A 16,629-nucleotide genomic window follows, 5' to 3' on the forward strand; every position below is an offset into this window, starting at 1 on the left:
TACTGCTTATCCATTACTAATTATAAAATTTAAGTAAGCTCATTTTCCATTGATATTATGAAGTTTACTGTAGTGTAAATTCCATAATATAAAGCCTCATCTGAAGCATCGAAATCAGTAGCATGTAAAGGACTCTTCCCTCTACATCCATCATATATTCCTAATCTAAAGTGCACAGAAGGTATTTCTTCTGCAAAGAAAGCAAAGTCTTCCGCAGCAAAAGTTTTTTCCAAGCCAAGAACATTTTCTTCTCCAAGTATTGACTTAGAGGCACTAATAAATTTATCTGTAAGTACTTTATCACTTACTAAAGATGGGTATCCATCTTTAATTCTCACATCAACCTCACAATTATATTTCTCTGCGCAAAGAGAAGATAGACTTTTTATGTCCTCTTTTATTTTATTTCTTAGTTCATTATCGAAGGTTCTAAAGGTTCCTGATAAGTTAGCGCAATCTGCAATTACATTAGGGGCATTTCCAACATTCATTGATGAAAATGTGAGTACACACGAATTTAAAGGATTATTTTCCGTATGAATTTTTGTATTTATGCTTTGAATAAAATCTATTGATGGATATATAGGATTTTTACACAGATGTGGCATAGCTGCATGCCCACCTTTTCCATTAAAGGTTATATAAAAATCATCCACCGATCCCATTGATGCCCCTGAAGTAACCTCTATTTTCCCAACTTCCACATTAGGCCATACATGAAATCCTATGATATACGCTACATCAGGACTTTTGAGTATCCCTTCTTTGATCATAGGTGCTGCTCCACCAGTATCCTCCTCCGCTGGTTGAAATATAAATTTTACGCACTTTTTGAAACCTATTTCTTTTAGTACCAAAGCACAGCCTAATGCTACAGCCATATGATAATCATGCCCACAGGCGTGACTAACTCCGTTGACTGGAAGTGCATCCATATCTGCCCTTATAGCTATACAACTATCTCCACTATTTAATACTCCAACTACTCCAGTATTAAATACAGTTTGTGTCTGTATATCTAATTTTTCTAAATAATTCCTTACTATTTTGCTAGTCTTGAACTCTTGAAATGATAACTCTGCGTTCTCAGAAAGTTCTTTTCTTAATTTTATTATATTGTCCATATTATCTCTAATAACTTTTTTTAGATCCATGACATATCCTCCTTAATATATGTAGAATTATTTCATCCTATAGGGAAACTAACTAGAAAGTTCACTTATACAGAGGGATATGTTTCCAAAGCTGAAGTAGATTTAAAAACTTTGTGCCAGTCTTAGTGAAAGATTTTAAGAGAACCTTAGCACCTTCGAGTTGTTTGAGCATAGCGAGTTTCTCGAAGGTTCTTAGGTTGTCTTGAAATACAAGCTTTAGACTGGCTAAAAGTTTTTAACGTGCTGAAGCTTGGAAGCATATCCCGGCGTATAAGTGAACTTTCGTCCTAGTACCTCATATGTTTAAAAAACTCTACCTCATTACAAGGTAGAGTTTCCAATAAAATTTTTTTTATTTTAGCTTAATTAAAAGTTCTCCAGACTTAGCTTGTTTTCCTTCTTTCGCTAGTACAGTTTCAACTGTTCCTGAAACTGGAGCAACTATATTAGTCTCCATCTTCATTGCTTCAATTACTATTAAGCTTTCTCCTTCTTTTACAGTATCGCCTTCTTTTACAAGCACCTTTATTATATTTCCCGGGATACTTGCTCCTATTTCCATATTATTATCCGGATCTGCCATAGTTACTGATTCTTCGTAAACAGCACCTCTAGAAGCACTAACCTTATCTTTTATCTTTACTTCTCTTCTATTTCCGTTAACTTCAAATACAACTGTTCTATACCCTTGTGAATCAAGCTTACCTATTTCAAGCATTTGAACAATAAATGTTTTTCCATCTGCTATTTCTATTTCACAAGTTTCGCCTTCATGTAATCCATGGAAGAATATATCACTTCCCATACGGCTTAAGTCACCATACTCTTTAGTGTATTTTAAATATCCTTCAAATACATCTGGATATAATGCATAGCTTATTATATCTTTTTTAGTAGGAGTAATTTTAAGTTTTTCAACTAGATGCTTTTCTATTTTATCAAAGTCTTCAGGTGGAAGTAATTCTCCTGGTCTACATACAATAGGTTCTTCTCCCTTTAAAACTAATTTTTGAAGTTCTTCTGGGAATCCACCCATAGGCTGACCCATCATTCCTTTGAAATATGCCACGATGGAATCTGGGAATGTCATGTTTTTTGCCTTTTCATATATATTTTCAGGAGTTAAATCATTTTGTACCATGAATATAGCTAAGTCTCCAACCATTTTTGACGAAGGAGTAACTTTAACTATATCTCCAACCATATAGTTAACCTTTCTATACATTTCTTTTATGTCATCATATCTATGTCCTAATCCAAAGCTTTCAACCTGCTGTTTAAGATTTGAATATTGTCCACCTGGTATTTCATATTTATATATTTCTGCACTTCCTGTTTTTAATCCTGATTCAAATCCACTATAAACAGGTCTTACTGCACTCCAGTAGTCTGATAACTTTTGTATGTCATCTACATTAATTCCTGTATCCCTTTCTGTATTTTCAAGAGCTGCTACTACAGAATTTAATGCAGGTTGGCTTGTTAAACCTGACATACTATTGAATGCAGTATCAACAATATCTACTCCAGCATGTGCAGCCATGAGAACTGTTGCTACACCGTTTCCTGTTGTATCATGCGTATGAAGGTGTATTGGAATAGATATTTCATTCTTTAATGCTCTTATAAGCTTAAGTGCTGCATATGGCTTTAATAAAGCTGACATATCTTTTATTCCAAGTATATGCGCACCAGTCTTCTCAATTTCTTTAGCCATATTTATATAATATTCTAAAGTATATTTATCTCTGTCAGTATCTAAAATATCTCCTGTATAGCACATACAAGCTTCTGCAACTTTTCCTTGTTTTATTACTTCGTCTATAGCTACTTCCATTCCCTTTAACCAGTTTAACGAGTCAAATATTCTAAATACATCTATTCCAGACTGTGCTGATTCTTTTATAAATTCTCTTATTACATTGTCCGGATAATTTTTATATCCTACTGCATTAGCTCCTCTTATAAGCATTTGGAATAATACATTAGGTACTCTGTTTCTTAATTCCTGAAGTCTTTCCCATGGTGACTCTTTTAAGAATCTATATGCAACGTCAAAAGTTGCTCCTCCCCACATTTCCATAGAGAACAAATCTTTCCCAAGGGCGGATTGAGCCTTCGCAATCTTAACCATATCCCTAGTTCTTATTCTAGTAGCCATTAGTGATTGATGAGCGTCTCTCATTGTTGTATCAGTTAACAATAATTTGTTTTGAGATTTAATCCATTTTACAAGACCTTCTGGACCTTGCTCATCCAATATTTGTTTTGTACCTCTTAATGGCTCATTAACAATTATCTTTGGAACTACTGGTACATCAAATTCTGTCTTCTGTCCATGTGTTTCATTGACAACTTTTTCTCCAATGAACTTGAGAATTCTTAACTCCTCATCTGCTTTTGGTGATATATCAACTAGCTCTGGGTTATCAGCAATAAAATTAGTATCACATTCACCCTTTGCAAATTTTTCATGATTTAAAACATTTATTAAGAAGTCAACATTTGTTTTAACTCCTGATATAGTGGTTTCCTTTACAGAACGTATAGACTTTCTTATCGCATCTTGGAAAGTTCTTGACCAAGATGTAGTTTTAACTAAAAGACTATCATAATAAGGACTTATAACTGCTCCAGTAAATCCATTACCTCCATCTAATCTTATACCAAAACCTGAGCCAGTTCTATATACATCAATTCTTCCTGTATCAGGCGCAAAGCTATTTGAAGGATCTTCTGTAGTTATTCTACACTGAATAGCATATCCTCTAGGTTTTATATCTTCTTGTGTACCAATTCCTAGCTCTTTAGAATTTAAATCATAGCCTTGAGCTACTAATATCTGACTTTGTACAATATCTATACCTGTAGTCATTTCTGTTACAGTATGCTCAACCTGTATTCTTGGGTTCATTTCTATAAAATAATGATCTCCGTTTTTATCTACAAGGAATTCTAGTGTTCCTGCACTTCTATATCCAACAGATTTAGCTATTTTTAATGCATCCTGGCATATTTCATTTCTTTTTTCATCTGAAAGAGAAATAGCAGGCGTAATTTCTATAACCTTTTGATGCCTTCTTTGAATAGAGCAATCTCTTTCATAAAGATGAACAATGTTTCCATGTTTATCTCCAAGAACTTGAACCTCTATATGCTTTGGTTTTTCAAGATATTTTTCAATAAATATGTCATCTATACCAAAAGCCTTTTGTGCTTCATTTTTAGCACTTCTATATGACTGAATAAGCTCTTCTTCCTTTGCAACAATTCTCATACCTCTTCCGCCACCACCAGCAGCGGCTTTTACCATAACCGGATATCCACATACCTTTGCAAACTCCAAGGCTTCCTCTTCAGATTGAATTGGCTTTTCTACGCCTGGGATAGTTGCAACACCTGCATTTTTAGCTACAATTTTTGATTTAATTTTATCCCCAAGCTTTTCCATCATTTCTGCAGTTGGTCCTATAAACTCAATACCAGCCTGTTCACATTTTCTTGCAAACTCAGGATTTTCTGATAAGAATCCATATCCAGGATGTATCGCATCAACACCCTTTTTTAGTGCAAGGTTTATTATTTCATCAATATTTAAGTAGGCTTCAACAGGCCCCCTGTTCTTTCCTATTAAATAAGCTTCGTCAGCCTTTGTTCTGAAAAGAGAACGTTTGTCCTCATCAGAATAAATAGCAACTGTTCTTATACCAAGTTCTTGACAAGCTCTAAAAATTCTTATTGCAATTTCTCCTCTGTTAGCCACAAGAACTCTCTTAAATTTTTTAACCAAATACCTCAGCCCCTTTTTATAAAAATAATAATTATTGCATATTTATTAATATATTTATTATAAATATTTATCACGATAATAATATTATATATAAGCATCAAGATTATTTCAATTGCAATAGCAAAATATTTTTACTTGCATTTTATCTTGATATGCTTTTTCTTTAAAATTCACCCTATCATCTTAACATGTTGATAAATCAAACTCAATAGATAATGATAAATTTAAGGTAAAATTAGGAATGAAATTTTTTCGTTTTTCTGGAAGCAAATTAATATATTCATTATTATATAGCATACTCTTTGTTTTGTAAATAGAGTATATTATATGCTATTTAGCATACTCTATATAATATGTATTTTTTAGCTATTTAATGTATAATATTATGCTAATTCAATTAAGTTACATGAAAATAAATAATAAGCCAGTACGACGCAAAATAGACTATCATACTGGCTTGTTATTTATTTTAATATGACTAAGAAGCTTACAAAAATATTAAACAGAATATAAACAAACTGTCTCTTATAGTGACACTTTATTAATTGTCTTAGTAATGGGTATTATATGCGGCTTACCAGTTACAGGATTGTTTATTATACATATGTTTATGTTGTAAACTTTCTTTATATTTTCTTCTGTAAGTACTTCTTCTGGGGTACCTAGTGCTACAATTGAACCTTTGTTTATAAGTACCAAATAATCACTATATTGTGCTGCTAAATTTAAATCATGAAGTACAGCAATAACAGTTACTTTTTTATTTATGGATTTGATGGTATCTAATATTTCAACTTGGTGATATATATCTAAATGAGATATTGGCTCATCCAATAATATAATATCTGTATCCTGTGCTAGCGCTCTTGCTATAATAACTCTCTGCTGCTCTCCACCGCTTAATTGGTTTATACATTTATCTTTAAGCTCCCAAGTACTTGTCATTTTCATAGCCTCTTTAGCTATGTTATAATCTTCTTTTGATTCATCTTGAAACCTGGATATGTAAGGATTTCTTCCCATTAAAACAATATCTAAAACAGAGAAGTCAAAATCCAAACTAGTATTTTGAGGTACTACAGAAAGCTTTTTAGCTAGAGCTTTATTTTTAAAATTTAATACATCCATACCTTCTATAAAAACTGTATTCTTATTAGGAGCTAATGATGAAGCTATGTTCTTTAATAATGTAGTCTTGCCAGAACCATTAGATCCTATAATACTGTAAAAACCACCTTTGGAGAAATCTATATTGATATTATGCAATATTTCTTTTTCTCCAAAGCTGCAGCATAAATTCTTTACTTTAACTACTGGAAAATTAGCAGCATCCATTATAACACCTTCTTTTTATTTTTAATTAAAAGATATATAAAGTAAGGAGCACCAAACGTAGCCGTTATAGCTCCTACTGGAATTTCAGCAGGAGATGCCAATGTTCTTGCGAATGTATCTGATATAACCATAAACGCAGCACCGGCGACAACAGAGAACGGTAGTAATGATCTGTGGTCTGGGCCTAGAAGCATTCTTACTATATGAGGAATAATTAATCCTACAAATCCTATGATTCCGCTTACAGATACACATGCAGCAACAATCATAGAAGAACTAATTAGTAGTATTTTCTTTATTGTTTCAACCTCTATTCCTAAACTCTTTGCAGTTTCATCGCCTGTAAGAATTATATTTAAGTCCTTTGAAAAGGACAGTATTATAAGTATACCAATAAATAAAAATGGTAATAACACTAGAATCTGAGTGTAGCTTGCAGAACTAACACTCCCCATAGTCCAAAATACAATTCTTTCAACTTCCTGTCTATTAAATACCATAATTATAGAAAGTAATGAGGATAACAAAAAATTCATAGATATACCAGCCAAAAGCAATGTATTTGTAGGAATTTTATTTTTAACTCTTGCTATATTATATACTAAGACAGTTGTTAAAATTGAACCTAAGAATGCTGTTATAGTAATAGCAGATGACCCTAAAAAGGATGATTCAAAACCTAATACAAATCCAATAGCAGCTCCAACAGCAGCTCCAGAGGATATACCAAGTACATATGGGTCTGCCATTGGATTTTTAAATATAGCTTGAAAAGATAGTCCAACTGTAGATAATCCCATACCTACAAGAGCTGCTAACATTATTCTAGGTAATCTTATCTTTAATATAATCAATCTATGGTTCTCTGGTATTCCAGCTAATGATATAAACTTATTAATTATAGGTACTTTATTTAAAATAATGCATAGGCTCTCTTTAATCGGTATATCAGCAGAACCTAAAGTAGTTGCTGTAATAATAATTAAAAATAAAATAATTATAAAAACGCAAAACATTAACTTAAAGTGTTTTTTGTTTTGAGTAAAATTCATAAATAAGTTCCTTCCATTTATTATTTAAAGGCTTCAGGGTGGATTATTTTTGCCAATGCTTCTAAACCATCTGCCAATCTTGGACCTTGTCTGTTAATAATATCTTCATCTATTTCAAAAAGTTTATTCTTTTTTACTACATCTAACTCCTTATAGCCCTCAGTATTTTTAATTCCTTCTTTTGAGTCAAATTTATTTGAGCATATAAGTATTTCAGGATTTTTTTCTATAAGTTTTTCAACGCTATATTTCCAACCATTTGTATCAGCTGCTGCATTTTTCCCTCCTGCCATTTCAATCATTTTTCCTATGAAAGTATCTTTACCAGCGGTAAAGTCTCCGCCTTTTCCAAAACCTACTACATAATATACTGAAGGGGTATTTTTACCTTTAACTTTTTCTTGTACATCTTTTATCTTTTGTTTCATTCCTAAAACAATATCAGCTGCCTTTTGATTTGCATTAAGTACTTTACCAGTGTTTTTTATAATATCATAGGTACCTTCAAAACTTTCGCTTCCCGATAATACAAGAACTTTTATATTAATCTCTTCTAGTTTTTTTAAGTCTTCTTTTGTAATGGGATTAGAAGCTATAACTAAATCAGGTTTTAATTCCGCAATTTTTTCTATATTGGGATCCATTAAGCTTCCTATAGATTGAATCTTACTTACCTCTTTTGGATATGTACAAAAGTCAGTTCTTCCGATAAGTAGCTTTTGCTTATCAAGTGCATAAATGGTTTCTGTAATATTAGGTGCTATTGATATAATTTTTGTAGGCTCTTTTTCTATAGTTACCTCTCTATTAAATGAGTCCTTTATTTTAAGTGGATAAGTTGTATTACTTACAATTTCATTCTGTTCCTTATTTTCTTTTGAAGTTAATGAATTATCTTTGTTATTACAACCAACTAAAGAGAAAATTAGTATAAAGAGAGCTAATAGTAAACAGTTTTTCTTTAAATTTGACATTTTATGTCCCTCCTATTTTTTATTGAATTCAAGTGTCTAGGTAAAACTAAATTTTTCACCAAAATAAAAAACCATTATCAAGCAGATAACGGTTTTGTAAGTAAAAAAATACCCACTACTACCAGCCTATCCGCGTAAGCCTATTAGTGCTTAAAAGTTTTAGGCAGGTCTCCTGACTCTGATTCATCATGTATTGACGCCTTCCCTGTTACCAAGTGACATAAATGTCGATACACTCCTCATTACAGTGGCGGGACCGTATGAGATTTTCACTCATTTCCCTTTTAAACTTATTTAATGCTTTTAGCATATAACAAGTACCTAAAATTCATTATTAACTTTAATATAAGTATACCACTTATTAGCCTATCTTTCACCTAACTTTAAGTTTGGTATTGCATTTAAAGTCAATGGTGCTACATTTCCCTTCATATATTCAAAATAAGCCGCACTTCCTATCATAGCTGCATTATCTGTACAAAGTACAAATTCTGGGAATAATACATCTATATTATCCTTTCTTCCTGCACTAATTAAGGTTTCTCTAAGACAACTATTTGCAGCAACACCACCAGCTACTGCTATTTTATTCACCTTTTTTAATTTACAAGCTTTCATAGCATTATCAACTAAAAAATCTACTACTGCTTTTTGAAAAGATGCAGCTACATCTGCCTTATTTATCTCTTCTTTTTTCATCTCCATCTGGTTTAAGTAATTTAATACAGCAGATTTAACACCACTAAATGAAAAATCTAAAGATTTATCATCATGAAAATTAGCTCTTGGAAACTTTATAGCCTGTGGATTTCCTTCTTTGGATAGCTTATCAATTTTAGGACCTCCAGGATATCCAAGTCCAATAGCTCTAGCAACTTTATCATAAGCTTCCCCTGCAGCATCATCCCTTGTTTGCCCTAGTACTTCAAACTCACCATAATCCTTCATATATACTATAAAAGTATGACCTCCAGATACTACTAGACAAACAAAAGGTGGCTTCAATTCTTTATATTGAATAAAGTTTGCACTTATGTGCCCCTCTATATGATTAACACCTATTAAAGGTTTCTTTAATGCATAAGCTAATCCCTTAGCATATTGTAATCCTACTAAAAGCGCCCCTACAAGTCCTGGACCATAAGTTACGCCAATAGCGTCTATCTCATCTAAAGTAACTCCTGCCTTGTCAAGTGCCTCTTGAACAACAAATCCTATAGCCTCTACGTGCTTTCGTGAAGCTACTTCTGGCACAACTCCTCCAAATTTAGTATGTATATCTATCTGAGATGATATTATATTTGATAAAACTTCTCTACCGTTAACCACTACTGCTGCCGAAGTTTCATCACAGCTGGTCTCTATAGCAAGTATCTTTATATCTTCACTCATTGAATTTACCTCACTTTTTAGTTATTACAAATTCCAACAATTATTATACTTTATACAAAAATTATAATCAACGTTATATGTATATGATATAATTATTAGTAAAGCGAAACTACATAGAGAAACTAACTAGAAAGTTAACTTTCGGTCTAGTACCCCTATAGAAGGAGTAAGTTATGAAGCAAAATTATGCAAAGGTTATAGTAAAAGGTTCTCCAATATCTAAGTCAAACTTTAAGCTTTTTAATGTAAACGGAAGAGCTATACTTCCATTTAACTCTGGAAAATATCATGATAGATATGCTCTTTATGAGGAGGAAATAGCCTATGCTACTAGAGCTCAGAATCCTAATGTTGTACTCTCTGAATCTTTAATAGCAATATTAAAAGTATATTATAAAAGTGAAAAGAGACATCCTGATACTAATAATATTACAAAAAGTATTTTTGACGGTATTGAAAAAAGTGGGCTAATTATAAATGATGCTCAAATAAGGAGAATTATAATAGAAGAATTTTATGATAGAGAAAATCCTAGATTTGAGTTAGAACTTTTTGGAGAAAGCAGTTATTCTATTGATTATAAAATAAATCCTAAAGAAAATAAGGACAATCCAATAGAGTACTCTCCTCCATCAAACAAAAAACTAAAATTGCCTTCATCTTCAAAGGCTTGTAAATCTAATTCAGACGATAATATATTTCACTGTGAAATATGTAATAAAATTATAAAAAAATCTGACTGCATTACCGCTAACAAAGGTAAAACATTAATATGTAAAAGCTGTTTTAAGAACTTGTTCTAGCTCCTATTATTATAATCTTATATGTAAAATCTAATAGGATTTCTAAGTTAAATTTCTACTTAGAAACTCCTATTCTTTAAAAAATTCATCTATTATCTTTTCTGCCATTCTTTTTTGTATAGTTGATTTAATAACCAAAGATAATACAGTTACAATCAGCTTGTTTATATCCTTATCATTGCAATCTACTAGTTTTTCTTCCTCAGTAAACATATTATCAAAAGTACTTTTAAAATCTTCAACTTCCTTTTTCTCTATATCTAAAAACTCGTTATATATGCTCAGTAAATTACCATCACAATCTTCTTCCGACTTTATCATATCTACCAAAGGTGAAAAAAGGGTTTGTATATCATTTATTGATAGTATCTGTTTTAGATGATATGTAAGAATTATTAATACCATATGCTGTCTAGAATATTTCTTTTTTTTAGGAGGCATTAAAATACCAGCCTTAGTATAGTTATTTATCATAGTCTTAGTTAAAGTTACTTCTTTTTCATTTCTCTTTAAATAAGAAAGTTTTTCATCTATAAATGTAGTCACTTGATCCATATATAAATCTATATCCGGTATATTAGAATACTTCAACTGTTCAAATGAACATATTTCATCTAATAGCCTCGATATTTTTTCTTCATCCATCTTAACATCCTCTTTCCATATTTATGTATAAGCTTTTCTTTATATATTATAATCTTATATTATATAGCTATACAATACAATTATAAAAGAGCTGATACAAACTATACGTGTATCAGCTCTTTTAAACACTAAGCTATTTTGTTAATTTTTTTTAAAGCCTCATCTACTTTTCTAGTAGCAACTATATTAACACCTGTACCCAATATATTCTCAACTATTACATCTCCAATATTTATAGGTGCTTTAACCACTATTCCTTTCAAAGCTTTTATGCAATCAAATATTTTTTCCTTTGGTATATCTGTTTCAGTCTTCACAGGAACTACCCCTATTTCTCCGCCTTCGACATAAACTGAAGAGGTTACAATTCTTGTAGGATTAGTACATTCCTTCTTAGCATAATCTTCGCCTCTTTTGCATGTATTTCCTGTAACTTCAACAACTTCTTTTCCATCTAATTTAACTTGAAGCTGGCAACCTATAGGACAACCGATACATATTAAATCTCTCATAGATATATTCACTACTCCTTTTCTACTTTAATAATAATTTTTCTGCATTCAGGGTATTTATTTATTACATCCTTAGAAAGCTTCACTGTTTCCATTTCTCCTGGAGTAAGTATTCTTTTCTTTATATGCATCTCTCTAGTGTCATCAAAATATACTGATATATAATTATCTTTAAATACATCTCCAACTCTAAATCTTATTTCTAAGTTTTTCTCTATATTTTCAGGATTTACGTATTTTGGCACAGTATATCTTACTCCACCTGTAGCAACTATCTCTATTTTTTTGCCATCAAATCTCTTGCCTTTTACATATTTAGCAGCGTTTCTTCCTGCACTATAGCTTTCCACCGTAACATTGTCAACTAAATCATGAACATGTAGGACATTACCACAAGCAAAAATCCCTTCGATGTTTGTCTCAAGGCTTTCATCCACTTCTGGACCGCCAGTTATAGCTGATAACTTAACATCAGCAGTTCTGGATAACTCATTTTCTGGAAGAAGTCCTACAGATAGAAGCAGCGTATCACAAGGTATAAATTCCTCTGTACCTTTTATAGGATTTCTATTTCCATCAACAGCTGCAATAGTTACCCCTTCAACTCTTTCCTTGCCTTTTATATCTATAACCGTATAACTTAACTTTAACGGTATATCAAAATCATCAAGACACTGAACAATATTTCTCTTAAGTCCACCTGAATAAGACATAAGCTCAACTACAGCTTTAACCTTTGCACCTTCAAGTGTCATTCTTCTTGCCATTATTAGCCCTATATCTCCCGAACCTAATATAACAACTTCTTTACCTGGCATATATCCTTCTATATTTACAAACTTTTGAGCAGCTCCTGCTGTATATATACCTGCACATCTGCTTCCTGGTATATTTATCGCTCCTCTTGGTCTTTCTCTACATCCCATAGCAAGTATAACAGCCTTAGCTTTTAATTCCAATATTCCGTCCTCTTCGTTAACAGCTGTAATAACTTTATTTTCATTTAGATCTAATACCATAGTATTCAATTTATATGGAATCTGCATCTCTATTGTTTTATCAATAAATCTTTGCGCATATTCAGGGCCAGTTAGCTCCTCCTTGAAAGTATGAAGTCCAAATCCATTATGGATACACTGATTTAATATTCCACCTAACTGACTTTCTCTCTCAAGTATTAATATATTGTCAATTCCCTCTTCTTTAGCTGAAATTGCTGCTGCGAGCCCTGCAGGACCACCACCAATTATTACTATGTCATATTCTTGCATATCAATAAACCTCCAAGCATCATTAATTTCATAGGAATTATAATTAAATTGTTTCTTTATCTTTACCTACTAGTAACTTAGATTCTCCTCCAAACTTAGTTACTTCTGTAGGCATTAAGTTAAGTTCTTTAGCTAAAATTTCAACTATTTTAGGTGCACAAAATCCTGCTTGACATCTTCCCATACCAGATCTTGTTCTTCTTTTAACACCATCAAGAGTCTTTGCTCCTAAAGGTCTTCTTATCGCATTTATAATTTCTCCTTCAGTAACAGTCTCACATCTACATATTATCTTACCATATCTTGAATCCTGCTGTATAAGTTTCTTTCTTTCTTCATTGTTTAGCTCTCTAAATTTAGGTATTCCCTTTCTAATAGGATTAAACTTTTCATTTTTGCTTGGATTCAATTTGTTTACTATGATATCAGCAACCATTTCAGCTATTGCAGGTGCGCTTGATAATCCAGGTGATTCAATACCTGCTGCATTAATAAAGTTCTCAGCATCTTGCTGTTCTCCAATTATAAAATCGTTTTCCACACTATGTGCTCTTAATCCTGAGAATGAAGTTATAACTTGTCTCATAGGAACTTGTTTAATGCTTAAACCTGCTTTACTTATTATCTCATTTATTCCTTCTAATGATGTATTTAAATCGTTCTTATCTTCTGTATCTATTGCATTAGGGCCTATTAATAAATTTCCATCTACTGTCGGTGTTACTAGTATACCTTTTCCCATCTTAGTTGGAAGTTGGAATACAGTTTTTGATATCATATTTCCTACTGATTTATCAAATAAACAGTATTCTCCTTTTCTGGCAACTATATTCATTTTATTATTACTTATCATGTTATTTATTTCATCTGCAAATACACCAGCAGCATTTACCACTATCTTTGTTTCAATATCGCCCTTATTAGTTCTTAATACATATATATCTTCTAACTTATCTATAGCTTTTACCTCAGTTTCGAATTTGAAATCTACTCCATTTGTAAAGGCATTTTCAGCTAAAGCTATTGTCATTTCATAGGGACAAACAATTGCACCAGTTGGCGCATGCAGCGCAGCAACTACTTCATCTGATATGTTTGGTTCCATTTCTCTTAGTTTATCCACCTCTATTATTTCAAGCCCTGGAACCCCATTCTTTTCTCCCTGTTTTTTTAAATCATTAAGTTTATCTACATCATTTTTATCAAAACACAAAACTAAAGATCCAATTCTTTTAAAAGGAAAATCTAATTCCTCAGCTAACTTATCAAACATGGAATTTCCTTTAGCATTAAGCTTTCCTTTTAAACTTTCAGGCTTGGCATCAAACCCTGCGTGGACTATGGCACTATTAGCTTTAGTTGTTCCATTTGCTACATCCGAGTCCTTATCAATAACACATACCTTTAATTTATATCTAGCAAGCTCCCTGGCTATTGAACATCCTACGACTCCAGCTCCTACAATTGTTATATCAAACATAGATATACCTCCTTTAAATATAAAACAAAAAGAGAGCACAAATTTAAGGTAAATTATACCTTAAAATTTGGCTCTCTTTAACTCCGCCATAATATATACTTCTTAATTTCAACTTTAGCTTAACATAAATATTATAAATATTCAACTATTAAATACTCTTAAATTTCGAGAAATAATCCTATAGTTTAATATATTTCCACGGTTTTTTTAGCGTTATTTACTTTAGATAGCTCTGACTTGCTATTTTACTTCAGATACCTTATTATGCTCGATATAAAATTCTATGATTGCGCTTTTACTTCTAAAGAAGCTTTACTACTGTTCTTTTTTGCTGGAATATATTTATATACTGCATAGTATGCCAATCCAACCATAACTGCTCCTCCAACTATATTTCCAAGAGTTACCGGAATTAAGTTATTTACGATTCCTGCCCCGTCTATCATTTTATTTGGAGCCAGTCCTGATGCTTGTGCGTATATTGGATTAGATTTAGCAAGAATTCCTGCTGTTAAGAAATACATGTTAGCAACGCAGTGTTCAAAACCACAAGCTACAAAAGCCATTATAGGAAACCATATTATTGCTACTTTACTGGCAACATCCTTCGCTGCTGCTGCCCCCCAAACGGCAAGACAAACTAAGAAATTACACATTATTCCACTAGCAAATGCTGTCCCAAAGGTCAAACTACCTTTAGTTGACGCCACCTTTATTACAACTCCACCAAGTTTTCCAGAGCTCATATTAAAGACCCCTGATTGAAAAACCAAAAAAGCTATAAGCATTGAGCCAATAAAATTAGCTATATATACTATTACCCAGTTTTTTAGTACATCTTTAATACTTACTTTTCCATCTACAAAAGGTACAATCATTAAACAATTCCCTGTAAATAACTCTGCACCACACATTACTACTAACATAAGCCCTACTGGAAACACTGCACCGCTTAATAACTTTGCAACGCCTGCATCAGCTACTCCATGAGAAACAACTGCTGAAGCAGCTCCCCCTACTGCAATAAATGCACCTGCTAACAGTCCTAAAATAATTTGCTGCGATGTTGTCAAACCTGCCTTACCACATCCTGCCCCTATAGATGCATCGCACAATTCATTTGGTTTTAACATGCTACTTTCCATATAGATCCCCTTCCTTTTAATTATCTTAAAATTATTTAAATAATTATGTCCATAATCAAAAAGTCACTTATACAAAAAAGCATTCTAAAATTTCATCTAATGTAATATTACCAAAGTATTGTGTTAAATTTACGCTATTAAGTATGCACTTAACAGCAGATTTTTCATACCTAATTCCCTTAAGTTTTTCTTCAAGTTCATCAACGCTGCATAATGCCAAAAAGTCCCCATAAATTTTGCACTCATTAATAAGTCCACCATTAACATTAAGTAAGACTTCTAATTTACCATTAGCAAATCTTTTTGAATTTTTAAAATTAAATTTAGGAGATTTTCCATAGTTCCATTCCCAAGTGTCATATTGACTTTCTTTAAGCTTAGTTATAGATACCAAATCTTTTTCAGATAGATGATATTCCTCAAGAGTGTTATTCTCAAATAAATTTTTTAGTAACAATTCTTTAAATCCGTTTACATCGGTATCTTCTTTTAGGTAATCTTTAATGTTAGTCACCCTACTTCTTACCGATTTAATACCTTTAGACTGTATTTTGTCCAGTTGTACATTTAGTACCTTCCCTATAATATCTAGATTTGAGTCAAATAACAGAGTACCATGATGAAGAATTCTCCCTTTATGCATACTTTGAGCATTTCCTGAAAACTTTTTGCCATCTATAGTAAGATCATTTCTACCGCTTAATTCAGCATCTACACCTAGTTTTTTCAATGCATTTATAACTGGTATTGTGTACTTTTTATAGTCAATCATATCATTTTTATCATATCCTGTTATGAATGAAAAATTTAAATTGCCTAGATCATGATAGACGGCTCCACCACCTGTTATTCTTCGTACTACATTTATATTGTTTTCCTGTACGAAGTTAGCATTAATTTCTTCTATAGTGTTTTGATGTCTTCCTATAACTATCGTATTTTCATTCTGCCACAAAATGATAAAGTCTTCCTGCATTCCAACAGTCTTAAATATATATTCTTCTAGTGCTAAATTAAAATATGGATTAAATGAATTACTTAAAATATATTTCATAAAACTGCCTCCAGTTAGTATG

General features: G+C 32.0%; 13 protein-coding genes and 1 riboswitch. Of the genes, 1 reads left to right on the forward strand and 12 read right to left on the reverse strand.

Annotation, left to right across the window (positions count from 1 at the left end):
* Nucleotides 1-29 precede the first annotated feature (29 nt).
* The 6 genes from ACZ5N4_RS24640 to tsaD form a co-directional block, all read right to left on the reverse strand.
* Entirely contained in the window at nucleotides 30-1,154 is a 1,125-nt protein-coding gene (locus ACZ5N4_RS24640) for a M20 metallopeptidase family protein (RefSeq protein ID WP_464205208.1), read from the reverse strand.
* Nucleotides 1,155-1,506: 352 nt separating this feature from the next.
* Nucleotides 1,507-4,944, reverse strand: a complete 3,438-nt coding sequence (locus ACZ5N4_RS24645; RefSeq protein ID WP_464205210.1) for a pyruvate carboxylase — start codon at nucleotides 4,942-4,944, stop codon at nucleotides 1,507-1,509.
* A gap of 525 nt (nucleotides 4,945-5,469) precedes the next feature.
* Nucleotides 5,470-6,279: an ABC transporter ATP-binding protein gene (locus ACZ5N4_RS24650; protein WP_464205212.1), complete on the reverse strand. Its 810-nt coding sequence runs from the start codon at nucleotides 6,277-6,279 to the stop codon at nucleotides 5,470-5,472.
* Entirely contained in the window at nucleotides 6,279-7,331 is a 1,053-nt protein-coding gene (locus ACZ5N4_RS24655) for a FecCD family ABC transporter permease (protein ID WP_464205214.1), read from the reverse strand. Before ACZ5N4_RS24655 ends, ACZ5N4_RS24650 begins: the two co-directional genes overlap by 1 nt.
* Nucleotides 7,332-7,351: 20 nt before the next feature.
* Entirely contained in the window at nucleotides 7,352-8,305 is a 954-nt protein-coding gene (locus ACZ5N4_RS24660) for an ABC transporter substrate-binding protein (RefSeq protein ID WP_464205216.1), read from the reverse strand.
* A 145-nt stretch (nucleotides 8,306-8,450) separates the two neighbouring features.
* A riboswitch (cobalamin riboswitch) is annotated at nucleotides 8,451-8,645 on the reverse strand.
* 26 nt (nucleotides 8,646-8,671) lie between these two features.
* The gene (tsaD, locus tag ACZ5N4_RS24665) at nucleotides 8,672-9,697 is read right to left on the reverse strand and encodes a tRNA (adenosine(37)-N6)-threonylcarbamoyltransferase complex transferase subunit TsaD (protein WP_464205218.1); all 1,026 of its coding nucleotides are present in this window, start codon (nucleotides 9,695-9,697) and stop codon (nucleotides 8,672-8,674) included.
* A 173-nt stretch (nucleotides 9,698-9,870) separates the two neighbouring features.
* Between tsaD and ACZ5N4_RS24670 the strand changes: the two genes are divergently transcribed.
* Nucleotides 9,871-10,500: a RusA family crossover junction endodeoxyribonuclease gene (locus ACZ5N4_RS24670; protein WP_464205220.1), complete on the forward strand. Its 630-nt coding sequence runs from the start codon at nucleotides 9,871-9,873 to the stop codon at nucleotides 10,498-10,500.
* A 69-nt stretch (nucleotides 10,501-10,569) separates the two neighbouring features.
* Here ACZ5N4_RS24670 and ACZ5N4_RS24675 read toward each other — a convergent pair whose 3' ends face one another.
* From ACZ5N4_RS24675 to ACZ5N4_RS24700, 6 genes are all read right to left on the reverse strand, one after another.
* Complete coding sequence (locus tag ACZ5N4_RS24675; RefSeq protein WP_464205221.1) at nucleotides 10,570-11,145, reverse strand: DUF1836 domain-containing protein; 576 nt, start codon at nucleotides 11,143-11,145, stop codon at nucleotides 10,570-10,572.
* Between the two features lie 128 nt (nucleotides 11,146-11,273).
* Nucleotides 11,274-11,657 (reverse strand): DUF1667 domain-containing protein, encoded by a 384-nt coding sequence (locus ACZ5N4_RS24680; RefSeq protein ID WP_464205223.1) that lies wholly within the window; start codon nucleotides 11,655-11,657, stop codon nucleotides 11,274-11,276.
* A gap of 11 nt (nucleotides 11,658-11,668) precedes the next feature.
* The gene (locus ACZ5N4_RS24685) at nucleotides 11,669-12,928 is read right to left on the reverse strand and encodes an NAD(P)/FAD-dependent oxidoreductase (protein ID WP_464205224.1); all 1,260 of its coding nucleotides are present in this window, start codon (nucleotides 12,926-12,928) and stop codon (nucleotides 11,669-11,671) included.
* Between the two features lie 43 nt (nucleotides 12,929-12,971).
* Nucleotides 12,972-14,408 (reverse strand): FAD-dependent oxidoreductase, encoded by a 1,437-nt coding sequence (locus ACZ5N4_RS24690; RefSeq protein WP_464205226.1) that lies wholly within the window; start codon nucleotides 14,406-14,408, stop codon nucleotides 12,972-12,974.
* Between the two features lie 281 nt (nucleotides 14,409-14,689).
* Nucleotides 14,690-15,553 (reverse strand): formate/nitrite transporter family protein, encoded by an 864-nt coding sequence (locus tag ACZ5N4_RS24695; RefSeq protein ID WP_464205228.1) that lies wholly within the window; start codon nucleotides 15,551-15,553, stop codon nucleotides 14,690-14,692.
* Nucleotides 15,554-15,620: 67 nt separating this feature from the next.
* Complete coding sequence (locus ACZ5N4_RS24700) at nucleotides 15,621-16,607, reverse strand: lipoate--protein ligase (protein WP_464205230.1); 987 nt, start codon at nucleotides 16,605-16,607, stop codon at nucleotides 15,621-15,623.
* Between the last annotated feature and the right edge of the window lie 22 nt (nucleotides 16,608-16,629).

The organism is Clostridium nitrophenolicum (assembly GCF_055391695.1).